The 25,017-nt window shown below is 71.2% G+C and carries 23 protein-coding genes; 10 read left to right on the top strand and 13 right to left on the bottom strand.

All coding sequences use genetic code 11. From position 1 onward, the window contains the following. The 5 genes from ACFO0B_RS12980 to ACFO0B_RS12960 all read left to right on the top strand — a co-directional run bounded on the left by ACFO0B_RS12980 (position 1) and on the right by ACFO0B_RS12960 (position 3,199). Positions 1-1,257: a cysteine desulfurase gene (locus tag ACFO0B_RS12980; RefSeq protein ID WP_378612655.1), complete on the top strand. Its 1,257-nt coding sequence runs from the start codon at positions 1-3 to the stop codon at positions 1,255-1,257. A 3-nt stretch (positions 1,258-1,260) separates the two neighbouring features. Next, complete coding sequence (gene sufU, locus ACFO0B_RS12975; protein ID WP_378612654.1) at positions 1,261-1,722, top strand: Fe-S cluster assembly sulfur transfer protein SufU; 462 nt, start codon at positions 1,261-1,263, stop codon at positions 1,720-1,722. Next, positions 1,719-2,084, top strand: a complete 366-nt coding sequence (locus ACFO0B_RS12970; protein WP_378612653.1) for a metal-sulfur cluster assembly factor — start codon at positions 1,719-1,721, stop codon at positions 2,082-2,084. The genes sufU and ACFO0B_RS12970 overlap by 4 nt, the downstream gene beginning before the upstream one ends. A gap of 110 nt (positions 2,085-2,194) precedes the next feature. Then, positions 2,195-2,635: a DUF4189 domain-containing protein gene (locus ACFO0B_RS12965; protein ID WP_378612652.1), complete on the top strand. Its 441-nt coding sequence runs from the start codon at positions 2,195-2,197 to the stop codon at positions 2,633-2,635. A gap of 63 nt (positions 2,636-2,698) precedes the next feature. After that, positions 2,699-3,199, top strand: coding sequence for a GNAT family N-acetyltransferase (locus ACFO0B_RS12960; RefSeq protein ID WP_378612651.1), 501 nt, complete (start codon positions 2,699-2,701; stop codon positions 3,197-3,199). Between the two features lie 209 nt (positions 3,200-3,408). On the opposite strand, the gene ACFO0B_RS12955 is transcribed toward ACFO0B_RS12960, so the two are convergent. Continuing rightward, positions 3,409-4,776, bottom strand: coding sequence for an FAD-dependent oxidoreductase (locus ACFO0B_RS12955; protein ID WP_378612650.1), 1,368 nt, complete (start codon positions 4,774-4,776; stop codon positions 3,409-3,411). 85 nt (positions 4,777-4,861) lie between these two features. Between ACFO0B_RS12955 and ACFO0B_RS12950 the strand changes: the two genes are divergently transcribed. Both ACFO0B_RS12950 and ACFO0B_RS12945 read left to right on the top strand, forming a co-directional pair. Then, positions 4,862-5,419: a TetR/AcrR family transcriptional regulator gene (locus ACFO0B_RS12950; protein WP_378612649.1), complete on the top strand. Its 558-nt coding sequence runs from the start codon at positions 4,862-4,864 to the stop codon at positions 5,417-5,419. Between the two features lie 60 nt (positions 5,420-5,479). After that, a complete protein-coding gene (locus ACFO0B_RS12945; protein ID WP_378612648.1) occupies positions 5,480-6,196 on the top strand; it encodes a siderophore-interacting protein in 717 nt (238 codons plus the stop codon). Here the strand turns inward: ACFO0B_RS12945 and ACFO0B_RS12940 are convergent. The 6 genes from ACFO0B_RS12940 to ACFO0B_RS12915 form a co-directional block, all read right to left on the bottom strand. After that, a complete protein-coding gene (locus ACFO0B_RS12940) occupies positions 6,171-6,785 on the bottom strand; it encodes a dihydrofolate reductase family protein (protein ID WP_378612647.1) in 615 nt (204 codons plus the stop codon). The two genes, ACFO0B_RS12945 and ACFO0B_RS12940, sit on opposite strands and share 26 nt — an antisense overlap. Before the next feature lie 139 nt (positions 6,786-6,924). Then, complete coding sequence (locus ACFO0B_RS12935; protein WP_378612646.1) at positions 6,925-8,457, bottom strand: acyl-CoA synthetase; 1,533 nt, start codon at positions 8,455-8,457, stop codon at positions 6,925-6,927. Between the two features lie 90 nt (positions 8,458-8,547). After that, positions 8,548-9,231 (bottom strand): hypothetical protein, encoded by a 684-nt coding sequence (locus ACFO0B_RS12930; RefSeq protein ID WP_378612645.1) that lies wholly within the window; start codon positions 9,229-9,231, stop codon positions 8,548-8,550. Positions 9,232-9,233: 2 nt separating this feature from the next. After that, complete coding sequence (locus ACFO0B_RS12925; protein WP_378612644.1) at positions 9,234-10,523, bottom strand: acyl-CoA dehydrogenase family protein; 1,290 nt, start codon at positions 10,521-10,523, stop codon at positions 9,234-9,236. Between the two features lie 2 nt (positions 10,524-10,525). Then, the gene (locus ACFO0B_RS12920) at positions 10,526-11,197 is read right to left on the bottom strand and encodes a TetR/AcrR family transcriptional regulator (protein WP_378612875.1); all 672 of its coding nucleotides are present in this window, start codon (positions 11,195-11,197) and stop codon (positions 10,526-10,528) included. A 2-nt stretch (positions 11,198-11,199) separates the two neighbouring features. Next, complete coding sequence (locus tag ACFO0B_RS12915; RefSeq protein ID WP_378612643.1) at positions 11,200-11,940, bottom strand: SDR family NAD(P)-dependent oxidoreductase; 741 nt, start codon at positions 11,938-11,940, stop codon at positions 11,200-11,202. Between the two features lie 150 nt (positions 11,941-12,090). Here ACFO0B_RS12915 and ACFO0B_RS12910 point away from each other — a divergent pair, with 150 nt between their 5' ends. The 3 genes from ACFO0B_RS12910 (at position 12,091) to ACFO0B_RS12900 (ending at position 15,937) form a co-directional block, all read left to right on the top strand. Next, positions 12,091-14,280, top strand: coding sequence for a malate synthase G (locus ACFO0B_RS12910; protein WP_378612642.1), 2,190 nt, complete (start codon positions 12,091-12,093; stop codon positions 14,278-14,280). A gap of 57 nt (positions 14,281-14,337) precedes the next feature. Continuing rightward, on the top strand, positions 14,338-15,099 hold the full coding sequence (locus tag ACFO0B_RS12905) for an NAD(P)H-dependent oxidoreductase (RefSeq protein WP_378612641.1): 762 nt from the start codon (positions 14,338-14,340) through the stop codon (positions 15,097-15,099). Positions 15,100-15,364: 265 nt separating this feature from the next. Next, the gene (locus tag ACFO0B_RS12900; protein WP_378612640.1) at positions 15,365-15,937 is read left to right on the top strand and encodes a hypothetical protein; all 573 of its coding nucleotides are present in this window, start codon (positions 15,365-15,367) and stop codon (positions 15,935-15,937) included. Between the two features lie 7 nt (positions 15,938-15,944). On the opposite strand, the gene ACFO0B_RS12895 is transcribed toward ACFO0B_RS12900, so the two are convergent. The 6 genes from ACFO0B_RS12895 to ACFO0B_RS12870 form a co-directional block, all read right to left on the bottom strand. Then, positions 15,945-17,489: an LVIVD repeat-containing protein gene (locus ACFO0B_RS12895; protein WP_378612639.1), complete on the bottom strand. Its 1,545-nt coding sequence runs from the start codon at positions 17,487-17,489 to the stop codon at positions 15,945-15,947. Between the two features lie 175 nt (positions 17,490-17,664). Continuing rightward, entirely contained in the window at positions 17,665-19,770 is a 2,106-nt protein-coding gene (locus ACFO0B_RS12890; protein WP_378612638.1) for a UvrD-helicase domain-containing protein, read from the bottom strand. Positions 19,771-19,853: 83 nt separating this feature from the next. Further along, the gene (locus tag ACFO0B_RS12885) at positions 19,854-20,666 is read right to left on the bottom strand and encodes a 3-methyladenine DNA glycosylase (RefSeq protein WP_378612874.1); all 813 of its coding nucleotides are present in this window, start codon (positions 20,664-20,666) and stop codon (positions 19,854-19,856) included. Positions 20,667-20,866: 200 nt separating this feature from the next. Further along, entirely contained in the window at positions 20,867-21,931 is a 1,065-nt protein-coding gene (locus ACFO0B_RS12880) for a hemolysin family protein (RefSeq protein WP_378612637.1), read from the bottom strand. Then, the gene (locus ACFO0B_RS12875) at positions 21,924-23,309 is read right to left on the bottom strand and encodes a hemolysin family protein (RefSeq protein ID WP_378612636.1); all 1,386 of its coding nucleotides are present in this window, start codon (positions 23,307-23,309) and stop codon (positions 21,924-21,926) included. The genes ACFO0B_RS12880 and ACFO0B_RS12875 overlap by 8 nt, the downstream gene beginning before the upstream one ends. Before the next feature lie 254 nt (positions 23,310-23,563). Then, the gene (locus ACFO0B_RS12870) at positions 23,564-25,000 is read right to left on the bottom strand and encodes a GuaB1 family IMP dehydrogenase-related protein (RefSeq protein WP_378612635.1); all 1,437 of its coding nucleotides are present in this window, start codon (positions 24,998-25,000) and stop codon (positions 23,564-23,566) included. Between the last annotated feature and the right edge of the window lie 17 nt (positions 25,001-25,017).

Raw genomic sequence — 25,017 nt, 5'->3', positions numbered from 1 at the left:
ATGACCGCAGCACCCGAGCGCGTGCTCGACGTGGCCAGGATCCGGGCCGACTTCCCGATCCTGAGCCGCACGGTGCGCGAGGGAAAACCACTGGTGTACCTGGATTCCGGGGCCACGTCGCAGCGCCCGGTGGCGGTACTCGACGCCGAGCGTGAGTTCCTCGTCACCCGGAACTCGGCGGTGCACCGGGGCGCGCACCAGCTGGCCGAGGAGGCCACCGACGCCTACGAGGGCGCGCGAGCCGATATCGCGCGCTTCGTCGGCGTCGAGGCCGACGAGGTCGTGTTCACCAAGAACGCGACCGAATCGCTGAACCTGGTGACCTACGCCTTCGCCGACGACCGCTTCCCGTTCCACGTCGGGCCGGGCGACGAGATCGTCGTCACCGAGCTGGAGCACCACGCGAACCTCGTGCCCTGGCAGGAGCTCGCGCGGCGCACCGGCGCCACGCTGAAGTGGTACGGGGTCACCGAGGACGGCCGGATCGATCTCGATTCGCTGGAGCTGTCGCCCGCCACCAAGGTGGTCGCGTTCACGCACCAGTCCAACGTCACCGGTGCCGTGGCACCGGTCGAGGAGCTGGTGCGCCGGGCGAAGGCCGTCGGCGCGCTGGTGGTGCTGGACGCCTGCCAGTCGGTGCCGCACGCGCCGGTCGACTTCCGCGCGCTCGGTGTGGATTACGCGGCCTTCTCCGGGCACAAGATGCTCGGCCCCTCCGGCGTCGGCGTGCTCTTCGGGCGCCGCGCGCTGCTGGCGGAGACCCCGCCCTTCATCACCGGCGGCTCCATGATCGAGACCGTCACCATGGAGCGCAGCACCTACGCCCCGCCGCCGCAGCGCTTCGAGGCAGGGGTACCGATGACCTCGCAGGTGGTCGGGCTCGGCGCGGCCGTTCGATACCTGGAGGCGATCGGCATGGACGCCGTCGCCGCGCACGAGCACGCGCTGGTCGACGCCGCGCTGGCCGGGATCTCCGGGATCGAGGGCGTGCGGATCGTCGGGCCGGCGCAGAACGTGGAGCGCGGCGGCGCGGTCGCGTTCGTGGTGGACGGGATCCACGCGCACGACGTCGGGCAGATCCTGGACGACCAGGGCGTCGCCATCCGGGTCGGGCACCACTGCGCCTGGCCGCTGCACCGGCGCTTCGGCGTCGCGGCGACGGCCCGCGCCTCCTTCGCGGTCTACAACACCCTGGACGAGGTGGACGCGCTGGTGGCGGCGGTGCGGAAGGCTCGCGAGTTCTTCGGGGTTGCCTAGATCATGCGCATGGAGCAGATGTACCAGGAAGTGATCCTGGACCACTACAAGCACCCGCACCACCGCGGGCTGCGCGAGCCGTTCGGCGCCGAGGTGCACCACGTCAACCCGACCTGCGGTGACGAGGTGACGCTCCGCGTCGCCATCGACGACGCCGGCGAGATCGCCGACGTCTCCTACGACGGCCAGGGCTGCTCGATCAGCCAGGCCAGCACCTCGGTCCTCACCGACCAGGTGATCGGGCTGCCGGTGCAGCAGGCCATGAAGGTGGTCGACTCGTTCGGCGAGATGATCTCCAGTCGTGGCACCGTGGAGGGCGACGAGGACGTGATCGGCGACGGCATCGCCTTCGCCGGGGTCGCCAAGTACCCCGCCCGCGTCAAGTGCGCCCTGCTGGGCTGGATGGCGTTCAAGGACGCGGTGGTGCGCATCGAGGATCAGCGATCGAAGGGAAGCGGGTCATGACGGAGACACCCGAGACCACCGCGCCGGAGGCCGAGCTCTCGGCCGAGGACGCCAAGCTGCTCGAGGACCTCGAGGAGGCGATGCGCGATGTCGTCGACCCCGAACTCGGCATCAATGTCGTCGATCTCGGGCTGGTCTACGGCTTCGCGGTGGAGGAGGACGTCGCCGTCCTCGACATGACGCTGACCTCCGCCGCCTGCCCGCTCACCGACGTGATCGAGGACCAGGCGCGCAACGCGCTGGTGCGCAGCGGGCTGGTCGAGGATCTGAAGATCAATTGGGTCTGGATTCCGCCGTGGGGGCCGGACAAGATCACCGACGACGGCCGCGAGCAGTTGCGCGCGCTCGGCTTCACCGTCTGACCGAAGGTTCTGTGCGGCAAGAAATTCCGCCGCTGGACAACCGGGAGCACCGCGAGGATGATTCTCGCGGTGCTCCTCGTCGGTGAGGGGCTGAGCTGGAGGTTCGTCCCGTGTCCCTGCCGCAGCTGTCCCGGTCGGTCGCCGGAGTCGTCGCCACGACGGCGGCGCTGCTCGGCGCCGGGGTCTCCGCCCCGGCGGCCGCGGTCCCGCCGAAGGGGCTCTACTACGGCACGATCTCGCTCTCCGAGTCCACCGGGGTGGTCGCCATCACCACCGACCATCGGAGCTATGTCGCCGCCGACGCCGAGGCGATCAAGAACTGCGGCGTCTACGACTGCCGGATCGTGCTGCAGTACGCCGACGGCTGCGCCGCCGTCGCGCGTGGCGCGGACGGGCGGTTCGGCTGGGCCGCGGCGCCGTCCCGGCCGGAGGCCGAGTCCGCGGCCGTCGCCGGTCTGGGCGAAACAGCCCCGCCGTTCCCCGATCTCGGTAGCGCGTCACCGCGCCCGGCGGTGCTCACCACCTCCGCCTGCACCCGCAATGCGCTCTGACCCGACCCGCCGGGAAGGGGGGTCGGTTTGCTTGAACGTCGCTCGGCTGCCGATCATGGTTCCGTGCTGGTTTCCGATGGTGTGATCGCCCTGCGCCCGATCGCGGTGGCCGATGTCCCGGCCCACCTCGCCGGAGCGGACTCCGCGCTGGTCCGGCTCTGGCCGGACCTCGGCGCCGAGGAATCGGCGGCCGAGCGCTTCGCGGACAGCGCGGCGGCCTGGGAAACCGACGGCCCGGCCCGGCTCTTCGCCGTCACCGAGTTCCCGGCAGCCGAGCTCATCGGGCTGCTGGACATCCGGCTCGCGCGGCCCTACCTGGACAAGGGGCAGGCCAGCATCGAGTACGGCGTATACCCCGAGCGCCGCGGGCGCGGTCTCGCCACCCGCGCCGTCATCCTCGGCTGCCGGTACCTGGCCGCGCTCGGCACGGTCGAGGAGGCGGTGATCCGGGTGGACCCGGAGCACACCTCCTCGGTCGCGGTCGCCCGCCGGGCCCGCTTCCGCTACAGCCACAGTGCCACCGACGGGGACGATCGGGTGGACTGGTACCTCCAGGCCATCTGAGCCCCGCGCCGCGCGGGCACCGGGCGGCCGAATATGCCGGATCGGTCGCGGTGTCCCGATCGCCTGCACGGAGGCGGGGCGCATCGGTCGACGGATGCCGCCGGACCGGCTGTGGTGCTCGGGTGGCTCCCGCCGCGGCCGCATCGCTCCGTGCACCGGAGCGCCGGTGCGGCGACCACCGCCGTCGACTTTGCGCGGCCGGGCCGCGCTCACGCCACCCGGGCGGTGAGGGCGCGGGTGATGCCGCCGCCCGCCGTGCGCAGGGCGGACTCGAGCAGCGCGCCCGCGTTGGCGGCGCCGATGCGGGCGAGCAGCTCCGGCGTGAGCAGCGAGGACGGCCGCTCGACCAGCCCGATCACCTGGAAGAGCGCCGCGGCGACCCGCGGATCCCGCTCCGCCGCCACCAGGATGGGGTCCAGCGCCGCGACCGCGGCCCGCGCCACCGGCCCCTCCGGTGTCACGTGCGGCATGGCCCCGTCGGCCGCGACCGTGAGCTGCCAGGCGTGGTCGATCTCCGGCCGCACCGCCCGGTAGAAGCGGCGCGCCAGATTTCCGGTGCCACTGCTGAGCACCGTGCGCAGCACCGCCATCTGGATCGCCGCCACCGTCATCCCCTGCCCGTACACCGGGCTGAAGCTGCACAGCGTGTCGCCGGTGACCAGCAGCCCGTCCGGGAAGGAGGGCAGCCGCTCGTACCGGCGGCGCAGATTCGCCCGGTACCGGAAGGAGGCCGACGGCTCGGGGTACTCGGCCCGCGCCAAGGCGTCGACGACGTCGTCCGGCGCGAAATGCGCCGCGTAGGAGGCGAACCCGGCGGTGTCGGCAGGCGGCTTCTCGCCGCCGAACCCGATCAGCGTGACGATGTGCCGCCCGCCCTCCACCGCGAAGATCGCCAGCGCCCGCGGCGGCGCCGTCCGCACCCCCGCGGTGATGCTCAGCTCTCCGGCCAGCGCGCCGGCGGGCAGCCGGGCGAAGGCACTGGTGTAGACGATATCGATCGGCGTGCCCTCCTCGGCCGGCCGCGCGTACCCGAACCGCTCCAGCCAGGAGTTCACCGCACTGCCGCGCCCCATGGACGCCACCACCAGATCGGCGTCCAGCCTGCGATCACCGTCGCTGGCCCGCACCAGCACCCCGGTGACCCGCCCGCCACGCGGATCGTGCGAGAGGTCGAGCGCCGCGACCCCGTCCCTGATCCGTACCCCGGGCAGCGCCGCCACCCGGGCCCGCACGTGGTGTTCCAGGTGCGGCCTGCTCGCCTGCAGCGCCACGTGCCCGGTCGCCGCGCGGGCCAGCTGATGCCCCGCCACCGCGAACCGGACCTGCTCCAGCGCCGCGCACTCCACCGCCCCGGAGTCCACCAGCTCCGCGCGCAGGCCGGGGAAGAACTCCTCCAGCAGTGCCGCGCCGCGGGGGAGCAGCCCGTGCACGTGCCTGCCCTGCGGCACCCCGCGCCGCGCTCGCGGCTCGTCCGGCAGGTGGTCGCGCTCCAGCACCGTCACCCGGTCGTAGTGCTCGGAGAGCACTCGCGCGGCCAGCAGCCCGCCCATTCCCGCACCGAGCACGATCGCGTGCATGCCGGACCTCCGGATCGCCGAACTGAGACCGACCGACCATAGAGTCTCATATGGTGTGGCGGCAAGGCCCGGGCATAATGGCCGCGTGACCCGGAACGCCGAGCTCCTGGAGCGGACCGCCCTGGAGATGATGGGCGAGATCGGTCTCGACGCGCTCACCCTCGCCGCCGTCGCGCAGCGCGCGGGCGTCTCCCGCGCGACGGCGTACCGCGAGTTCGGCGACAAGAACGGCATGATCGGCGCCGTCGCCCGCGCCGAGGTCGGGGCGATGATCGCGCTCGGCTACCGCGAGGTCGATCTCTTCGCCCCGCTCCCGGAGGTCGTGCACGCCGCCGTCCGCTTCGCCCTCACCCACCTGCGCGGCCACCCGGTGATCCGCCGGGTCCGCGACCACGAACCCCGCTGGCTGCTCGATGCCGCCATCGCACACGGGAATTCGGCAGGCACCCTGGTCGAGACGGTGAGCGCCTTCGTCACCCCGATCGTCGGCGCCCGTCCGGACGCCGCCGACCTCGCGGTGCCGCCGGAGCAGGCCGCCGAGATCATCGTCCGCATCGTGCTCTCGCACATCCTGGTCCCGCGCAGCGGGCTCTCCGACGGCGAGATCGCCGCCGCCGCGGTCCGCGCGGTGTTGCGCGGCTGACACGCCGCCGATGCGGCATTGGTGTTCTCCGAACACCAATGGTTAGGCTAACCTGACTTTATGAGCAAGGGTCTCGAAGGCCTCATGATGAAGGCCTACCGTGCGGACAACTACAAGCTGACCGTCACCTCGGTCCGCGCCATCACCGACAAGTACATCAGGGTGGGGTTCAGCGGAGGCGGCCTGCTCGCCGACTACCCGGTGCATCCGACCCAGTGGATCCGGATCTGGTTCGACGACGGCAAGGGCAATTACCGCCAGCGCGGCTACACGCTCGTCGACCAGGACGCCGAGAACGACACCTTCGGCGTCGAGTTCGCGCTGCACCACGGCCCCGCCTCGGTGTGGGCGGAGAACGCGCAGGTGGGGGAGGTGCTCGAGGCGTCGGCGATGAAGAATATCGGCGCATCCAACTTCGCGATCCCGGAGCCGGTGCCCGCCGAGTTCGTGCTCTTCGGCGACACCGCCTCGCTGCCCGCCGTCAACTCGCTGCTGCGCGCGATCGGGGACACGCCCGCGCGGGTGTGGCTGGAGTGGCAGTACGAGTCCGACCCGACGCTCCCGGTGCAGGCGGGCCCGCGGCACGAGGTCACCTGGGTGCAGCGGGTGGACGACGGCAGGCTGCTGCGCGAGGCCGCCGAGGGGATCACCCTGAAGCAGGGCACCTTCGGCTGGGTTGCGTGCGACGGCCGCACCACGCGCTCGATCGTGAAGACGCTCAAGACCAAGCACGGTCTGAGCAAGGAGTCGATCAAGTTCCAGGCGTACTGGAAGTGATCCGCTCGTAGACGAGGTGGCAGGCATTGCGGGAGGGCCGGACCTCCCGCTGCCGGTAGTGGCAGCGGGTGCCGGGCCGGAAGAGCGGGGTGCCTGCGCCGAGCACCAGTGGGGCCAGGTGCAGTCGCAGCTCGTCCACCAGTCCGGCCTCCAGCGCCCGGCCGATCAGCTCGCCGCCGCCCATCAGTACCACCGCGCCGTTCCCGGCGGCCGCGGCAGCCCGGTCGATCGCCGACGGCAGCGAGTCCGTGAAGGTGACGCGCAGGCCGAGATCGCGCACCAGCCTGCTCTCGGCCGGGGCCGCGCGCGTGACCACGAAGAACGGCGGCGTGCCCGCCTCCTGCGCGCCGTACCCCATCTCGGCCGTCCAGCCGCCGGGGCCGTCGACCACGTCGTAGAGCCCGCGGCCCATGACGACCGCGCCGCTCACGGCGGTGGCGTCGCGCAGGATCGCGCTGTCCACCTCGTCCCGCTCGCTCACCCAGGCGTGCAGCTCCTCGGCATCGCCGAGCCCGCGGCCGGGGCCCGCGCCCGCTCCGGTCACGTAGCCGTCCAGGGACACGGTGATGTCGGCGATCACGGTCGTCATGGCGGTTCCTCCTCGATCCGGTTGTCAGTACCGACGGAGCGGGGAGCGCCGATTCATCGCCCGGCTCGGCCGGGGGCGGTGGATCCAACCGCCCAGTATGGACAGGCTGGTCATGGCGTGCCTGCCGTGCCCTGTCCGATCACCCGTACCGGGCGCGCAACTTCCCCTTGACCAGCTTCCCGGTGGGCGTGCGCGGCAGATCGTCGGAGAAATCGACGGTGCGCGGCACCTTGTAGTGCGCGATCCGCTCCCGCAGGTAGCCGCGCAGCTCCTCGCCCAGCTCGGGGCCCGGCTCGGCGCCGGGGGCGGGCTGTACGACGGCGAGCACCGATTCGCCCATCTCCTCGTCCGGCACCCCGATGACCGCCACGTCGAGCACCTTCGGGTGCAGCGCCAGCGCGTCCTCCACCTCCTGCGGGTAGATGTTCACACCACCGGAGATGATCATGAACGCCTTGCGGTCGGTGAGGAAGAGGAAGCCGTTGTCGTCCAGGTAGCCGATGTCGCCGGTGGTGGTCCAGGCCGGGTGTGCGGGGTGCACCGCCTCGGCGGTCCTGGCCGGGTCGTTGTGGTAGGCGAAGGGCAGCTCGTCGCGCTCGAAGTAGACGGTGCCGATCTCGCCGACCGGCAGCTCGGCGCCGTCGTCGCCGCAGATCCGGATGGTGCCGAGCCCGGCGACGCCGACCGACCCCGGCTTGCGCAGCCACTGCGCACTGTCGATGAAGGTGGCGCCGTTGGCCTCGGTGGAGGCGTAGTACTCGAACAGGATCGGGCCCCACCACTCGATCATCGCCCGCTTGACCTCGACCGGGCACGGCGCCGCCGCGTGCACCGCCACCCGCAGGCTGGAGACGTCGTACTTCGCCCGGATCGCCGCGTCCAGCTTGAGCATGCGCACGAACATGGTCGGCACCCACTGGCTGTGCGTCACCCGGAACCGCTCGATCGCGGCAAGTGCCCGTTCGGGATCGAACCCGCGCATGATGACCAGCGTCCCGCCGAGCGCGTGCACCACGCCGCCGAAGCGCAGCGGCGCGGCGTGGTAGAGCGGGGCGGGGGAGAGGTAGACGGTGTCGCTGTCGAAGCCGTACAGCGGGCCGAAGATGGCGGTGTAGGTGTCACCGGGGGCCTCGCCGACCTGCCGCTCCGGCAGCGGTTGCCGAATGCCCTTCGGCCGCCCCGTCGTGCCGGACGAGTACAGCATGTCCGCCCCGCGCGGCTCGTCCGCGCGCGGCTCCGCCGACGCGGCCGCCAGCGCCCCCTCGTACGACCCGAACCCCGCGACCTCCCCGCCGAACGCCAGCCGCAGCGCCACCGCTGGCGTCTGCGGCAGCACCTCCACCGCGACCTCGGCGAGCTCCGCCGATGCGATCAGCGCCCGCGCCCCGCAGTCGTTCACGATGTAGGCGATCTCGGGCGCCGACAGGTGCCGGTTCACCGCCGTGATGTAAAGCCCGGATCGCAGCGCGGCCCAGTACACCTCGTACACCTTCGGGTCGTTCCCGGAGAGCAGCGCGAGGTGGTCGCCGCGCCGCAGCCCGGCCTCGTGCAGGTGCCGCGCGAGCCGCACCGAGTTCTCCTCCAGCTGCCGATAACTGAGCGTCTCCCCGGTTTCGGCCACCACGACCGCGGCCTTGTCCGGAAAGCGGTCGACGTGTGCGCCGGGGTACATGCGGCTCCTCGGGGGTGGGCGGCAGGTGTGCTGTGCTGAGCGGAGAATAGCGGAAAGTGAACCGGTGTTCCGATGTTTGCGGGGGAACTCCTACCGCTCGAGCAGCCGCGAGACGCCGTTGTCCGCCGCCGCGGTCCACCGCTCCGGATCGTCCGGATCCAGCCACAGCCGGACCCGGTCGCCGACCGCGAGCGGCCGCGTCGGAACCTGGTGCGCGGGCAAGGTGAGCACCCGTTCCCCGTACTCGACGGTGATCCGGGTGAGCTTCGGGTTCGGGGTGGGCCGGAACCGGCCCAGGCCGTCGTCGGTGATCACCGCCTCGACCTCCCTGCCGGTGGCGCGGAGCTCGCTGCGCCACCCCCGGCGCCGCCGGGCGCCCAGGTGAACCAGGAGCGCCGCGCCACCGGCGACGGCGCCGACGGCGGCGGGCAGCGCCGCGAACGGCGAACCGTCGACCAGCAGCACCAGCGCCGCGGCGAACGCGGCCGCGGCCCCGAGTTCGAGCGGCCCGAGTACCCGCCCCGGCTTCGTGCCGACGGCGGCGTGCATCCGCCACACGCTGGTCAGCAGCAGCGCGGGGAAGATGATCCAGATCCCGGCGAGCAGCGCCGCGATCCAGATCGGCCGGTCGCCGACGACGGTGGCACCGTGCGCGGCGAGCGCGGCGGCGAGGACCGCGGCCACCAGGACGGCGGCCTGCAGCGGGGGAGCGGGGGCCCGGCGCCGCGCGGCGGCCATCCGGTCGCGCGGGGCCGGGTTCAACGATGCGTGCACCGCTACAGATTGCCCACCGCGTGCTCCAGCCGCCGCGCGACCAGGTCGCGGGCCCGCTCGCGCAGGGCGGGGCGGTAGCCGGAGGGGTACACCGGGTCGCCCGGCGCGTAGGTCTTCAGCACCTCGCGGGCCAGCGTGACCTTGTGCACCTCGGTCGGTCCGTCGGCCAGCCCCATGACCTCGGCGTAGGTGAGCATGTCGACGAAGGGCAGGTCGTCGCTGACGCCGATGGCGCCGTGCAGATGCAGCGCGCGCTGCGCGATGTCGTGCATGACCTTGGGCATGGCGACCTTGATGGCGGCGATGTCCTTCCGCACCTTCAGGTAGTCCCGCTCCCGGTCGATGCGCCACGCCGTGCGCAGCACCAGCAGCCGGAACTGCTCCATCTCGATCCAGCTGTCCGCGATCTTCTCCTGCGTCATCTGCAGCGACCCGAGCGCGCCGGAGCGCACCTGCCGGGAGACCGCGCGCTCGCACATCATGTCGAAGGCCCGGCGCACCAACGCGACCGTGCGCATGGCGTGGTGCACCCGCCCGCCGCCGAGCCGGGTCTGCGCGACGACGAAGCCCTGCCCCTGCTCGCCCAGCAGGTGATCGGCGGGCACCCGGACGCCGGTGAAGCGCAGGTGCCCCTCGTGCTCGCTGAACCCGCGCACGTGGAAGTTCTTCACGATCTCCAGCCCCGGCGTGCCCGCGGGCACGATGAACATGGACATGCCGCGGTACGGGCCCGCCGCCGGATCGGTCACCACCATGACGATGTGGAAGGCCGCGAACTCGGCATTGGAGTTGAACCATTTCTCGCCGTCGATCACCCACTCGTCGCCGTCGCGCACCGCGCGCGCGGTGAACAGCGCGGGGTCGGCGCCGCCGGTGGGCTCGGTCATGACGTAGCAGGAGCCGATCTCCCCGGCCAGCAGCGGCCGCAGCCAGCGCTCCTTCTGCTCCGGCGTGCCGTAGTGCGCGAGGATCTCGGCGTTACCCGAGTCCGGCGCCTGGCAGCCGAAGACCGACGGCGCCCAGACCGAGGTGCCGAGCACCTCGTTGAGCAGCGCCAGCTTCAGCTGGCCGAAGCCGGGGCCGCCCAGGTCGGGGCCGAGGTGGCAGGCCCACAGGCCGCGCTCCCGCACCCGCTCCTGCAGCGGACGCAGCAGCGCCATGGCCTCGGTGTCGGTGCGGTCGTAGGGGTTCGGGTAGAGCAGGTCGAGCGGCTCGACCTCGGTGCGGACGAACTCCGCCGCCCACTCCAGCTCCGCCCCGTACTCCGGATCGGTCTCGAAATCCCACGCCATGGTCAACCTTTCGTGCTGTCGCCGACGACGAGGCCGTCGAGCAGGGTTCCCGCCAGGATCTCGGCGATCGCGGCGGGGGTGTGCGGCCCGTGCGGGCGGTACCAGGAGGAGACGGTGTTCAGCATGCCGAGCATGCTGTTGGTGACGACGTGGTCGGCGGTGCGCAGCGCGCCCGCCGCGTACCCGGCGTCGAGCACGGCCTGCCAGCAGCGCTGCAGCCGGTCGCGCAGCTCCTGCAGGTCGGTGGCGCGGTCGCCGGTGAGCGCGGTGACGTCGCGCAGCTGCACCGCGACCGCGCGGCGGTGCGCCACGATCAGCTCGACGTGCGAGCCGATGAGCGCGCGCAGCGTCGTGACCGGGTCGTCGCCGCGGTCGCGGATCCGCTCGGCCGCGCTGAGCATGAGCGTGGTGTAGTCGCGCAGGATGTGCCACAGCAGCTCCTCCTTGGAGCCGATGTGGTAGTAGAGCGCGCCGCGCTGCACCCCCGCCGCGGCGCCGATCTCGGCGACCCCCGTGCCGTGGAAGCCGTTGCGCGCGAACAGCTCCGCCGCCGCGTGCAGGATGCGCCGCCGAGTCTCGATCGCGGTCGACTCGGTCGCGGGCGGGCGCCCCCGCCGCCGCGGCACGGGATCGGTGTCGCGCGCGGCGCCGGCACCGCTCGCCCCGGCGGGCACCCTCACCGCCACCCGCCGTCCAGCGCCAGGACCGCGCCGGTCACGAAACTCGACGCCGGGCCCGCGAGATACAGCGCCGCGCCGACGATCTCCGCCGGCTTCCCGACCCGCCCCAGCGTGCTGCGCCGCTCCAGCTCGGCCCGCAGCTCGTCCGGCCAGGCGGCGGCGATATCGGTGTCGAACGGCCCGCAGCGGATCGTATTGACCCGCACCGCGGGCCCGTAGGTCCGTGCCAGCCCACCGGAGAGCGCCTCCAGCCCGGCCTTCGCGGCGGCGTACGGCACCGCGTGCGGCTCGGGATTCGTCGCCTCGATGGAGGAGATGTTGATGATCGAGCCCCCGCCCGCCGCCGCCATCCGCGCCCCGACCAGCGCGCCGAGCCGGAACGGCCCCTTGAGGTTCACCGCGATCACCTTGTCGAAGAGCGCCTCCGGCACCTCGGCCAGGCTCGGGTAGAGCGGCGATGAACCCGCGTTGTTGACCAGCACGTCCACCCGGCCGAACTCGCCGTACGCCGCCTCGACGAGCGCGTCGCACTGCTCCCAGTGGCTCACGTTGCAGGCCACCGGCAGCGCGCGCCGCCCGTGGTCGGCGCGGATCCGCTCGGCCACCGCGGCGCAGGACTCGAGCCGCCGCCCGGCGACGACGACATCCGCCCCCGCCGCCGCGAAGGCGAGCGCCATCTCCGCACCGAGCCCGCGACCGCCGCCGGTGATCAGTGCGACCTTGCCCTGCAGCGTCATCGACGACCTCTCAGTTCACCCTTAATGTTCCGATCAGTACATTAATCCGGCGCTGACGAGTATCAGGGGGGCGTGACCCCGGCGCGGCTTTACCGACGGGTAACATGACAGCGACTTTTTCCATCGGCCTTCTCGGAAGCGAGGCAGTAGATGACAGAGCGGGTTCAGGTCGGCGGACTGCAGGTGGCAGGCGTTCTCCACGCGTTCATCGAGAACGAGGCGCTGCCGGGAACCGGCGTGGATTCCGCCGCGTTCTGGGCCGGCGCCGAGCGGGTGATCACCGAGTTCGCGCCGCGCAACCGCGCGCTGCTGGCCGAGCGGGACGAGATCCAGGGCAAGCTGGACGCCTGGCACAGCGAGCACCCCGGCGCCGACTACGACAGGGCCGCCTACAAGCAGTTCCTCACCGAGATCGGGTACCTGCGCCCCGAGCCCGCCGATTTCGAGGCGACCACCGCGAACGTGGACGACGAGATCGCCGTCACCGCGGGCCCGCAGCTGGTGGTCCCGGTGAGCAACGCCCGCTTCGCGATCAACGCCGCGAACGCCCGCTGGGGCTCGCTCTACGACGCGCTCTACGGCACCGACGCCATCCCGGAGTCCGGCGGCGCCGAGAAGGGCACCGGCTACAACCGGGTCCGCGGCGACAAGGTGATCGAGTGGGCGCGCAACTTCCTCGACGACTCGGTCACCCTGATCACCGGCTCGCACATCGGCTCCACCTCGTACAAGATCGTGGACGGTGAGCTGGAGGTCGGGCTGGAGGACGGCACCGAGATCGGCCTGGCCGACGCCGCGCAGCTGGTCGGCTACCTCGGCACCCCGGAGGCGCCGACCTCGATCCTGCTGAAGCACAACGGCCTGCACATCGAGATCCAGATCGACCCGGAGTCGCCGATCGGCAGCACCGACACCGCGGGGATCAAGGACGTCGTGCTGGAGTCCGCGGTCACCACGATCATGGACTTCGAGGATTCGGTCGCGGCGGTCGACGCCGAGGACAAGGTGCTCTGCTACCACAACTGGCTCGGCCTGATGAAGGGCGATCTCGCCGAAGAGGTCAGCAAGGGCGGCAAGAGCTTCACCCGCACCATGAACCCGGACCGCGTCTACACCGCGCTGGACGGCTCCGAGCTCACCCTGCACGGCCGCTCGCTGCTCTTCGTGCGCAACGTCGGCCACCTCATGACCTCCGACGCCATCCTCGATCCCGAGGGCAACGAGGTGCCGGAGGGCATCCTGGACGGCCTGATCACCTCGCTCATCGCCAAGCACGCGCTGCGCGACGACGCCGCGCTGAAGAACAGCCGCACCGGCTCGGTCTACATCGTGAAGCCGAAGATGCACGGCCCGGACGAGGTCGCCTTCACCAACGACCTCTTCGCCGCCATCGAGGACGTGCTCGGCCTGGCGCGCAACACCCTCAAGGTCGGCATCATGGACGAGGAGCGCCGCACCACGGTGAACCTCAAGGCCGCCATCCAGGCCGCCGCCGCCCGCGTGGTCTTCATCAACACCGGCTTCCTGGACCGCACCGGCGACGAGATCCACACCTCCATGGAGGCCGGGCCGATGGTCCGCAAGGCCGACATGAAGACGCAGCAGTGGATCCTGTCCTACGAGGACTGGAACGTCGACACCGGCCTCGCCGTCGGGCTGCGCGGCCGCGCGCAGATCGGCAAGGGCATGTGGGCCATGCCCGACCTCATGCGCGACATGCTCACGCAGAAGATCGGCCACCCGAAGGCGGGCGCCAACACCGCGTGGGTGCCCTCGCCCACCGCCGCCACCCTGCACGCCACCCACTACCACCTGGTCGATGTGCTTGCCAGGCAGCAGGAGCTGGTCAAGGGCGGCCGCCGCGCCGACGTCGACCAGATCCTGCAGATCCCGCTGGCCGCCGAGCCGAACTGGAGCGACGAGGAGAAGCGCCAGGAGCTGGACAACAACTCGCAGTCCATCCTCGGCTACGTGGTGCGCTGGATCGACCACGGCGTCGGCTGCTCCAAGGTGCCCGACATCAAAGACGTCGCGCTGATGGAGGACCGCGCCACCCTGCGGATCTCCAGCCAGCTCATGGCGAACTGGCTGCGGCACGGGATCGTCACCGAGGACGAGGTCGTCGCCAGCCTGGAGCGGATGGCGCCCGTCGTCGACCGGCAGAACGAGAACGACCCCAGCTACCGCCCGCTGGCCCCCGACTTCGCGGGCAGCGTCGCCTTCCAGGCGGCCAAGGAGCTCATCCTCGAGGGGACGAAGCAGCCCAACGGGTACACCGAGCCGATCCTGCACCGGCGCCGCCGCGAGGCCAAGGCGCTGGCCGCCAAGAACGGCAGCTAGTTCTCCGCGAACGCCCCCGGCCGGAATCCGGCCGGGGGCGTTCGCGTTGTCCGGGGCATGAAGGTTCTGATCGTGTACGCCCATCCCGAACCCGATTCGCTCACCGGAGCACTGAAAGACGTTGCCGTGGAACAGCTCCGCGCCGACGGTCACGAGGTGGTCGTGAGCGACCTCTACGCCGCAGGCTGGAAGGCGAGCGCCGACGCCGCCGATTTCGGCGAGGTGACCGAGCGCAACTTCATGCTCGCCTCCGGTGCGGCCTACGCAACCGGCACGCTGGCCGCCGATATTCGCGCCGAGCAGGAGAGGCTGCTCTGGGCAGATGCCGTGCTGCTGCACTTCCCGCTCTGGTGGTTCTCCCTGCCGGCCATTCTGAAGGGCTGGGTGGACCGGGTCTTCACCTGTGGCTTCGCCTACGGCGCCGGCGGCACCGCGATTCCCCGCTATGGCGACGGCGTCCTGGCCGGGAAGCGCGGCATGCTGGTGGTCGCGGTGGGCGGGCGCGAGCCGGCGTACTCCGAACGCGGCATCAACGGCCCGATCGACGAGCTGCTCTTCCCCATCCAGCACGGCATTCTGTACTACCCGGGGCTGGATGTGCTGCCGCCCTTCGTCGCGCACGGCACCATCCGGGTGGACGACGAGCGCTTCGCCGAGCTGGCCGGGCAGCTGCGCGGACGGCTCTCCGAACTGGAGCAGACCGAGCCGATCCGGTACCGCAGGCAGGCGGGCGGGGACTACGACCGGGCGCTGCGGCTGGCACCGGGGCGCGAGGTTCCCGGTACCGGGGGTTTCGGGCTGCACGTGCGCGGTCGCTAGGCTGGTGCCGCATCATCCGATCGTTTGGAGGAAAGCACATGGGAAGCGTTGTTCTCGACATCTTCGCGCTGCTGGCCAACCGGGCCGCGGAGTTCTGGAACTGGGCCGCGACCGGCTCGGCGGGTTTCCCCCCGCTGTGATGTCCGGCTGAGGCATCCGCCGCACGATCCGACCCCCGGCTCCGGCCGCCACCACCGCTGCGGTGGCGGCTGGACCCGGGGGTTTCGGGTCTCCGGAACCGGCCATACCCCTTAGGGTGACGGACATGAATTCGGTTGCGACCCAGCGGCGTCGCCGCCCCACCTGGTTCCGGGTCTGGACATTCCTGCTGCTCTTCGCCGTGATCGTGGTGGGCGCGCTGCTCTTCTGGCAGCTCGGCGCCGAGGGAACGCTCCCGGTCCGGACCGCGCTCTTCGGTGCGCTCGGCGTGCTCGGATTCCTCGCGCTGGTCACCTGGCTGGTCAGCCTCGTCCGCTACCGCTCGCCGCTCGGCGCGCTGGGATCGCTGCTGGTCATCGCGGTGCTCGGGGTCGCGGTGTGGCAGAACGTGCCGGAGCGCGCCGGGTGGCGGGTGTCGGTGAACACGCTGGAGGGGCGCGCGGAGTCGTGCGAGGCGCCGGGGCCGGACCGCACCCGGCTCGGCGTCTACACCTTCCGCTTCGTCGGGCCGAAGCAGGGCGGCTGCTTCTTCTACCTGGACGCCGAGTCGCAGGAGTCGCACGGGTTCGCCCGGTTCCCCGACGGGCAGCCGAACGCCGAGACCGAGGTGGCGGGCGCTCCGGCCATCGAGTACAGCTCGTGGTACAACGGCTGGTACAAGTTCACCGAGGTCGGCTGAGTCGCGCTCAGGAGCCGACGGTCGAGCGCTGGTCCGGCGGCGGCGTGTAGACGTCGCCGTCCAGGTTCAGCACCAGGAAGCCGTTGTCCGAACAGGACACGTACAGCTGGTTGCCGCGCCACTCCGGCGGGGAGAGGCACCAGTCGGTGGAGACGTCGCCGAAGAGCAGCCTGCCGGTGCGCGGGGTGAGCGCGTCGGCCCCGGAGAACTGGCCGTCCAGCACCGCGCGCAGCGCCGAGGGGCCGCTCATGATCGGAATGCCGGTGAGCGAGGCCAGCGCGTGCGGGGAATTCCACAGGCCGAGGTTCTGGCCGGTGCGCGCGGGCGGGTTGTAGTAGGCGATCTCCCGGATGTTCCACGGGTCGCGCACGTCGAAGACGCGGATGCCGGAGGAGATCCAGCCGCAGGCCAGCGCCGTCGGGTTCGCCGGCCGGTCGGCGGTGCAGTAGTGCGATTCGTACGCGAAGACCGAGCCGCCCATCGACGACCCGATATTGCTGTCCAGATTCTGCGGCAGGTTGATCTCCAGCTTGATCTTGCCGACCACATCCGGCGCGGCATCGTCGGCGACATCGACGAGCTTGACCCCGCCGGAGCCGCCCTCGTCCACCGTGAAGAGGTACGGGTGGCCGTCGTAGGTCACCGGGATACTGTGCTGGGTGGCCCAGCCGTCGGTCCAGAACACCCGGCCCAGGTGCGGTACCTGCGGATTCGGGTCGCGCCGCTGAATCGCGGAGACGTCGAGCACGGTGAACCCGCCGAGCGCGGAGAGGTAGAGCCGGTTACCGTCCGGGCTGACGCCCAAGCCGTGCTCCTCCATCCCGGCGACGCCCTGCCAGATCACCCGCGGACGGGTCGGGTCGGTCAGGTCGACCGCGCTGAGCAGCCCCGGCACGATCCCCGACGACCAGTAGGTGTTGCCGTCCGGCGAGAAACCGCCCTCGTGCGTGGTGATCGGCAGCGGTTGCAGCGGGTCGGTGCCGGGGCCCGGGTTGAGCAGCCGCGGGTGCGCGCAGTCCGAGATGTCGTAGACGGAGAGGAAGCCGGCGCCGATCAGCAGCGGAACACCGGTTCCGACCAGCAGCTTCCGCTCCACGTTCACCTTCAGCGACTCCCAGGTGCCCGCCAGCATCGCGGGTTCGGTGAGCGTGACCGTCGGGCGCGGGTTCGCCGGATCGGAGACGTCAAGCACCTGCACGCCCCTGGTCTCGCCGAGCAGCGCGCCGGGGAAGAAGCTGCCCAGGTAGGCGCAGTGCTCGAAGCTGGTCGAGGTGATGCCCGCGCCGCGGCCCGCCCAGCTGCCCGCCAGGGACATGTTGCAGCGGTAGCCGAGGGTGCTTCGCCCCGAGTCCCGGTCCCTGGCCGGGACGTCGCCCTGCAGGCCGGGCTCGGGGAGGTCGTCCGGGCCGCAGTCGGCGCGAGGGACGGACGTTGTTCCCACGTCGAGGAATTCTCGGAGCTGAATGTTGAAATCGGGTTGCGCCGAGACGACGCCCGGGGTGGTCAGGATCGCGAGGATCAGGGTCGCGAGCAGGATCTGGGCTCGGTGCATCGTCGCACCCCTTTCGTCCATCTCAGACAGTTGGATGGTACGACGGAGACCTCTGACCAGGGACGGAATTCACCCCGCTTGTATTCCCTGGGCGAAACGCCCTGTGTGAGGGGGAAATCGCAGGGGTTGCAATCCTCGGCTATCGGAGCGCGAAAGTGAAACCTCGCTATTGCGCCTATTTCCTACTCTCGGTCGCCCGGGCCGCGAGCAGACGCCGCTCGGCGACGGCCGGCCGATCTTCCGCTTCGGGTGGGCGCACCACTGTGAGACCGGCCCCGGTGAGGATGCTCAAATCCAGCGACCAATTCCGGGCGGACCTGTACTCCCAGGAGCGAAACGCCTCGACGACGTGCTCCTGCGCTCGCGTGGCGGACATCCCCGTGACCCGCATCAGATGCCGGAAAGCCCGGTCTTCGTTGCCGCTCACCTGAGCGTATCCGAAATGGGTGGTCAAGTGACAGTCACTGCAGAGCAGGATGATCCGCCGCAAGCTCTGAACGGTACGAACCTCGTCGTAGTCCCATCGTTCGTGAGCTTCCAGCCGTCGTCGTTCCGCCGGGTCCTTACCGACGCCACAGACCTCGCATCGGTGCTCGGCTCTCGTGTTCACCATGCGCCGCAGACGCTCCCAGTCCCTGCTGTCGACGCAGTAGCGGACGTTGGTGAACCAGCACGACGACGGCACCAGGTCCACGAAGAGGCCGGTGCCGAAGTGGCGGTCCTCGCCGGGGAGTAGCGGCGGTACATCGGGCCGTACGTCGTGCGGCTGCCCCTCCGGATGGTCCTGGATCCAGGTCAGACCGCCGAGGTCGAGGTGATTTCTGGCGCGAGTGACAGCGACGTAAGCCAACCGGGCGTCGGCGCCGTCGATGGGAAGCGGGCGACCGTCATCGTCCTCGCCCGGGACGGGAAAGTCGTCCGCGAGGCGCACGGTGCTCCATTCACGACCTTTCGCCTTGTGCGCGGTCGACACGATCAACTCTGCCCTGCGCTCGTTGCTCAATTTGCCGACCGCGTCGAGCACTGCGTCTGCCCCGTGCCGGTCGATCAAATTCACGAACGAATAGAGGTCTTTACCGGAAGGGTCGTCGATCGCATACTCCTGAACTTCACCCCATGAGGAGAACAGGAACAGCTCGGGGTGGGCTGCACGACGGCCCGCTTTCAACTCGCGTGCGGCCACGGCGAGCGAGCGTAGCTGGCCACCGCCACCCACCAGGGCAACCGCTACACCCGCCTCGAGGGCCGTCATGACTTCGAGCATCGCACCGGAGTTCGTCCTGCACAGGACAGCGTTCGCCCGGGACGCGGGACCGACGGTGGTCGCGATCTGGTCATGCCCGCTCAGTCTGATCGGTGCGTCGATGATGGACAACCAGCGATTGGCCTCCTCCGCCACCGCCGGACCGAATCGGAAGGACCGGGTCAGACCGAGTTTCGTTCCGCCGAAGCCAGCCATCACGTCCTGCGCTCCGCGCCAACCGTAAATGGCCTGGGCCGAGTCTCCGACCATCACGAGTTGCGCCGAACCACGCTGCGCGCTGAAAATCTGCTCGACTACGGGATTCGTGTCCTGAGCCTCGTCGAGCAGGATGTAGGCGTAGTCCAGGACCGGCCGGCTGAGCGCCCACATCTTCAGGTAGTGATCGTGCTCGAATCGGACTGTTCTGCCCTCAGGGTCCTGAATATCGCTCCAGGCCTTCACCGCGAAGGGAAGTACGGCGGCGGCGAGTGCGTCCCTGTGTGTGCTGCTGAGGCCATGCAGTAGAGCTACATGATGGGCACCGATGACGTCATCGGCCGAATAGCAGAAGCGGCGCACGGTTTGAACCACCGCATGGGCGAGCGCGAGTGGTGCGACATTTCGATTTCCGATACGTCTCTCGCCGCGAATACCCAACCCGTTGGCGACTTCCCTCCCCGGAAGTCGTGGAGCGTCCAGGCGCCGCTTGAACCGATGGCCGACACTGCGGTATGCCATCCGGTGCGCCGTTCCGCACGCGACGGTACGGGGGAACTGCCCTGCCGCATCGTCGGCAATGGCTCGATTGAATGCGATGTAGAGGCCGCTTTCGGTTGTGGTCCCCGCCAGCAGACGCAGAGTGGTTGTCTTACCGCTTCCCGCGCCGGCCTGGATTGCGAGATGATCACCTCGGGCGAACGCCTCGACCGCTGCTTGCTGTTCGTCCGTTCGCGTGATCGTCCCGCGCACCTGAACTCCCCGCTCTCGTGATCGTCTGTCGCCGATCATGCCACCGTCCACCGACAGATCGGCCGGCACTCCGTAGCATTCGGTCCAGGAGCGCGCGCGGATTCGAAACTCGAGAAGCGCTGCAGCGCAATCTTATCCGTACTACACGGCGGTCAGGTTCCGCGCCGTGCTGTGCGCCGGAGCAGGTGGTCGCAGTGCTCGAGGAGGGTGCGGCGGAGGGGGAGGGCGCGGCGGGCCAGGTCGGATTGGGCGCGGACGTAGTCGGCTCGGCCGGAGGGGGTTTCGATGGGGACGGGGGTGTAGCCGTAGGCGGACAGGTCGTAGGGGCTGGCGCGCATGTCGAGTTCGCGAGCGGCGCAGGCGAGTTCGAAGCAGTCGAGGAGCAGGGCCGACGGGAGCAGGGGGGTGAGTTTGAAGGCCCACTTGTAGAGGTCCATGCCGGCGTGGAGGCAGCCGGGTTGCTCGCTGGCGACCTGCTGTTCGCGGGTCAGGGCGAGGTCGTTGCGGCCTACCGCGTCGGGGGTGAAGAAGCGGTAGGCGTCGTAGTGGGTGCAGCGGAGGTCGAGGGATTCGACGACGTTGTCGGTGCCGGAGCGTCCCAGACGGAGGGGGGTGGCGTGGCGGGTGTCGTCGGTGCGGTAGACCATCGCCCATTCGTGCAGGCCGAAGCAGGAGAGGCGGGGTTGGCGCTCGGCGGTGGCGCGGAGCAGGGCCGCGACGAACGAGACGGTGTCGCGGCGGCGGGCCAGGAAGGCGGGGTCGGCGGCGTGGCAGCCGGGGGCGATCGCGTGGTAGCCGCGGACTTCGGCGTACTCGGGGGAGTCGGCGAGGGCGATGCCGAAGCCGGGGTGCCAGCGGCGGAGCTGGCCGGGCTTGTGGCCGTAGTAGGTGAAGAGGAAGTCGAGCACGGGGTTTTTCCCACCGGCGGCGCGGCGGCGCAGGTAGCAGCCGACCAGGGCTTCGATCCGGTCGCGGTGCGCGGCGGCGAGCTCGTGCCACGCGGCGCGGCGGAGGGGCGCGCGGTCGGCGCCGGGCGGAACGCGCCCCGTGGTTTCGGCGGTGCGCTCGGCGCTCTCGGGCGCGCGGTCCGGCTCGGGATCGCGAGGTGCGGCCGCGCTGTCGGGGACGGCGGTCCCCGTCCCCGCTGACCGGAGGGAAGCGGAGCTCACTCCGCGACCCGGTGCGTCGTGTCCCGGACCGTCCCGACGAACTCCTCGACCAGATCCTCCAGCGCCACGATCCCGACGGTGGTCCCCCTGCTGTCCACCACCCGCCCGAGGTGGCTGTTGGTTCGCCGCAGCCGCGCGAGCGCCTCGAACAGCGTGGTCCCGGCGCTCACCGTCGGCAGCGGCCGGATGTCGGTGCGCGGGATGACGGTCTCCGGCCCCGCCTGCTGATCGACCACCTCGTCCAGCACGTCCTTGATGTGCAGGTACCCCATCAGCGACCCCTCGCGGGCGCGCACGGGGTACCGCGAGAACCCGGTCTCGGCGACCGCGGCCTCGATGTCGCCGAGCGTGGTCCCGTCGCCGCGCAGCGGGACGGTGCGGGTGGCGGCGAGCGGCACCATGACCTCGCGGACGATCCGCTCGGAGTTGCCGAGCGCCTGGGTGAGGCGGCGGTGCTCGTCCTCGTCGAGCAGCCCCTCGGAGCGGGACTCGCCGATCATCTCGGCGAGCTCCTCGCTGGAGACGGTGCCCTCCAGCTCGTCCTTCGGCTCGACCCGCAGCAGCCGCAGGGAGAGGTTGGCGCAGAGGTTGTAGAAGGCGATGAGCGGTTTGGCGATGCGCAGCCACATCAGGTGCGCGGGGACGAGCAGCAGCGCGACCCGCTCCGGGCCGGCGAGCGCGATGTTCTTCGGGATCATCTCGCCGAACAGGATGTGCAGCACGACGACGATGGCGAGCGCGAGCGCGAACGACACCGGGTGCAGCAGCCCCTCGGGCAGCCCGGCCAGCTCGAACGGCCGCTCCAGCAGGTGCGCCACCGCGGGTTCACCGACCCGGCCGAGCAGGATCGAGCAGATGGTGATGCCGAGCTGGGCGGCGGCCAGCATGATGGAGAGGTTCGCGGCGGCGCGGATCACGGTCTCCGCGTTGCGCTTGCCCTGCGCGACGAGCGCCTCCAGCCGGTCCCGGCGGGCCGAGATGAGCGCGAACTCCGCGCCGACGAAGAAGGCGTTGCCCGCGAGCAGCACCACGGTCAGCGCGACGCCGAAGAGATCACCCATGGTCGCGCTCCCCCGGTATCAGTTTCTCGGCGGGTACCGGAAGCAGCCGGATCCGGTCGATGCGCCTGCCGTCCATCCGCTCCACCCTGGCGATCCAGCCGCCGTCGTGGCCGTCCGAGCCGAAGCCGTGCGGCGGTGGCGGCAGCACCACCCGGTCGCCCGCGGCCGGGATCCGGCCGAGCACGGCGAGCACCAGCCCGCCCAGGGTCTCGTACTCGCCCTCGGGGGCCTGGTAGCCGGTGGCGTGGAAGATCTCGTCGATCCGGAGCAGCCCGGAGCAGTCCCAGCCGTCGGCGACCTTGCGGATCTCGCGCTCCTCCTCGTCGTGCTCGTCCCTGACGTCGCCGAGGATCTCCTCGATCAGATCCTCCATGGTGACGATGCCCGCGGTGCCGCCGTACTCGTCCTCGACCAGCGCCACCTGCATGCCGTGCGCGCGCACCCGGTCCAGCACCTCGTCGCCGTCCAGACTGTCCGGCACCACCGGGACCGGGCGGGCCAGCAGCCGCAGCCTGACGGTGTGCCTGGTCGCGGCGGGATGGCTGAAGGCCTGCTTGACGTGCACGACGCCGATGGTGTTGTCCAGGTCGCCGTCGACGATGGGGAAGCGGGAGTAGCCGGTCCGGGCGGCGGCGGCGAGCAGGTCGGCGATGGTGTCGTCGCGGTCCAGCGACTCCACCTTGACCCGGGGGGTCATCAGATCCTCGGCGCTGCGGCTGCCGAACCGCAGCGAGCGCTCGATGATCTGCGCGGTGCGCTGGTCCAGTGCGCCGCGCAGCGCGGAGGTGCGCACCAGCGAGCCGAGCTCCTCGGGGGAGCGGGCGGAGCGCAGCTCCTCGGCGGGTTCGATGCCGAGGCGGCGGACCACCAGATTGGCGGTGTTGTTCAGGAAGTGGATCATCCAGGAGAAGACCACGGAGAAGGCGATCATCGGCCCGGCGGTGGCCCGCGCGGCGGCGAGCGGAACGGCGATGGCGATGTTCTTCGGCACCAGCTCGCCGTAGATCATCGAGAGCGAGGTGGCCAGGACCAGGGCAAGGGCCAGCGCGATGCCGGAGGCGGCCGCCTCGGAGGCGCCGACCGCGGTGAAGATCGGGTGCAGCAGCCGGGCCAGCACCGGCTCGGCGATGTAACCGGTGATCAGCGTGGTGATGGTGATGCCGAGCTGGGCGCCGGAGAGCTGGAAGGAGAGCGTGCGGTGCGCGTTGCGCACCATCCGGGAGCGGCGGTCACCGGTGCGCGCGTGCGCCTCGACGGTGCTGCGCTCCAGCGCGGTCAGCGAGAACTCGGCGGCGACGAAGAGCGCGGTGCCCGCGGTCAGCGCGACGAAGCCGAGCAGGCTGAGCACGGTGAGCAGAATGCCGAGCACGGTCACCACCGCCCCGGGGCGGGGGCGAACGGGAAGCCGGGGATATCACCCGGCTCGGTAGAGGAGCCCTCCTGAGTGGCGCCCTCGGACGCGGGTGACAAGCGGATCCTTTCGGAAGCGGGTGGCGCGTTCTTCGGTGAAGCGGCGGCTCGACGCTGCGGCCGCGGCGCCGGGAACGGCTGGGTGGCACCGTCGCCGACGGTGCCGACGACGGCCATGTTACCGGGCGCGCCCCCGCGACTCCGGCGCCGCCCCCGGCGGTGTCACCAGCCGCTCGGGAGCGGGCGGCCCTCCGCGAAACCGGCCGCCGACTGCACGCCGAGCACCGCGCGCTCGTGCAGCTCGGCGAGCGAGCGGGCACCCGCGTAGGTGCAGGCGCTGCGTACGCCGGAGCAGATGTGGTCGATCAGGTCCTCGACGCCGGGGCGCTCGGGGTCGAGCCGCATCCGGGAGCTGGAGATGCCCTCCTCGAAGAGCCCCTTGCGGGCCCGGTCGAAGGCGCTGTCCGCGGCGGTGCGGGCGGCGACGGCGCGCTTGGAGGCCATGCCGAAGCTCTCCTTGTAGGCATTGCCGTCGCGGTCGATCCGCAGGTCACCGGGGGATTCGTAGGTGCCGGCGAACCAGGAGCCGATCATCACGTTCGCCGCGCCGGCGGCGAGTGCGAGGGCGACGTCGCGCGGGTGCCGCACGCCGCCGTCGGCCCAGACGTGCACGCCGAGTTCCCGTGCGGCCGCGGAGCACTCGGCCACCGCGGAGAACTGCGGGCGGCCGACGCCGGTCATCATCCGCGTGGTGCACATGGCGCCGGGGCCGACCCCGACCTTCACGATGTCGGCGCCCGCCGCGGCCAGATCGCGGGTGCCGTCGGCGGAGACCACGTTGCCTGCCACCAGCGGCACGCCGAGGCCGAGATCGGCGACGGCGCGCAGGGTTTCGAGCATCTTGGCCTGGTGGCCGTGCGCGGTGTCGATGACGAGCAGATCGGCGCCCGCGTCGACGAGCGCCTTGGCCTTGGCCGCGACGTCGCCGTTGATGCCGACGGCCGCGGCCACCCGGAGCGCGCCGCGCGCGTCGACCGCGGGGGCGTAGATCCCGGCCCTGACCGCGCCGGTGCGGGTGAGGATGCCGGCGAGGGTGCCGTCCGGCGCGGTGAGCACCGCGAGCTCGGCGTGCGCGGCCTCCAGTGCGTCGAAGACGGCGCGTGGCGAGGACTCCACCGGGGCCTGCACGAAGTCGGTGGCGGCCACCTCGCGCAGCCGGGCGAAGCGATCGACGTCGGCGCAGGCCGCCTCGGTGACGACGCCGACCGGGCGGCCGCCGTCCACCACGACGACGGCGCCGTGCGCGCGCTTGTGGATGAGCGCGACCGCCTCGGAGATCGAGTGGTCGGGATCGAGGCTGACGGGGGTGTCCGCGGTGAGCGAGCGGCTCTTGACGAAGGCGATGGTGCTCGCGGCGGCGGCGAGCGGCAGATCCTGCGGCAGCACCACGATGCCGCCGCGGCGCGCGACCGTCTCGGCCATGCGGCGCCCGGCGACGGCGGTCATGTTCGCCACGACCAGCGGGATGGTGGTGCCGGAGCCGTCGGCCGTCGCGAGGTCGACGTCGAACCGGGACGCCACGTCGGTCCGGTTCGGGACCAGGAAGACGTCGTCGTAGGTCAGGTCGTAGGGCGGCTTCTGACCGGGAAGGAACTGCACTCGTCCGATGGTACCGA

It is taken from the genome of Nocardia jiangsuensis (assembly GCF_042650385.1).
GTDB classification, from domain to species: Bacteria; Actinomycetota; Actinomycetes; order Mycobacteriales; family Mycobacteriaceae; genus Nocardia; species Nocardia jiangsuensis.
This window is presented reverse-complemented; position numbering and strand designations above follow the sequence as displayed.

Coding starts and splice junctions, on each gene's coding strand:
- ACFO0B_RS12980 (WP_378612655.1), top strand. CDS start 1: ATGACCGCAGCACCCGAGCGCGTGCTCGACGTGGCCAGGATCCGGGCC.
- sufU (WP_378612654.1), top strand. CDS start 1,261: ATGCGCATGGAGCAGATGTACCAGGAAGTGATCCTGGACCACTACAAG.
- ACFO0B_RS12970 (WP_378612653.1), top strand. CDS start 1,719: ATGACGGAGACACCCGAGACCACCGCGCCGGAGGCCGAGCTCTCGGCC.
- ACFO0B_RS12955 (WP_378612650.1), bottom strand. CDS start 4,776: ATGCACGCGATCGTGCTCGGTGCGGGAATGGGCGGGCTGCTGGCCGCG.
- ACFO0B_RS12945 (WP_378612648.1), top strand. CDS start 5,480: ATGAGCAAGGGTCTCGAAGGCCTCATGATGAAGGCCTACCGTGCGGAC.
- ACFO0B_RS12940 (WP_378612647.1), bottom strand. CDS start 6,785: ATGACGACCGTGATCGCCGACATCACCGTGTCCCTGGACGGCTACGTG.
- ACFO0B_RS12935 (WP_378612646.1), bottom strand. CDS start 8,457: ATGTACCCCGGCGCACACGTCGACCGCTTTCCGGACAAGGCCGCGGTC.
- ACFO0B_RS12925 (WP_378612644.1), bottom strand. CDS start 10,523: ATGGCGTGGGATTTCGAGACCGATCCGGAGTACGGGGCGGAGCTGGAG.
- ACFO0B_RS12915 (WP_378612643.1), bottom strand. CDS start 11,940: ATGACGCTGCAGGGCAAGGTCGCACTGATCACCGGCGGCGGTCGCGGG.
- ACFO0B_RS12910 (WP_378612642.1), top strand. CDS start 12,091: ATGACAGAGCGGGTTCAGGTCGGCGGACTGCAGGTGGCAGGCGTTCTC.
- ACFO0B_RS12905 (WP_378612641.1), top strand. CDS start 14,338: ATGAAGGTTCTGATCGTGTACGCCCATCCCGAACCCGATTCGCTCACC.
- ACFO0B_RS12900 (WP_378612640.1), top strand. CDS start 15,365: ATGAATTCGGTTGCGACCCAGCGGCGTCGCCGCCCCACCTGGTTCCGG.
- ACFO0B_RS12895 (WP_378612639.1), bottom strand. CDS start 17,489: ATGCACCGAGCCCAGATCCTGCTCGCGACCCTGATCCTCGCGATCCTG.
- ACFO0B_RS12880 (WP_378612637.1), bottom strand. CDS start 21,931: ATGGGTGATCTCTTCGGCGTCGCGCTGACCGTGGTGCTGCTCGCGGGC.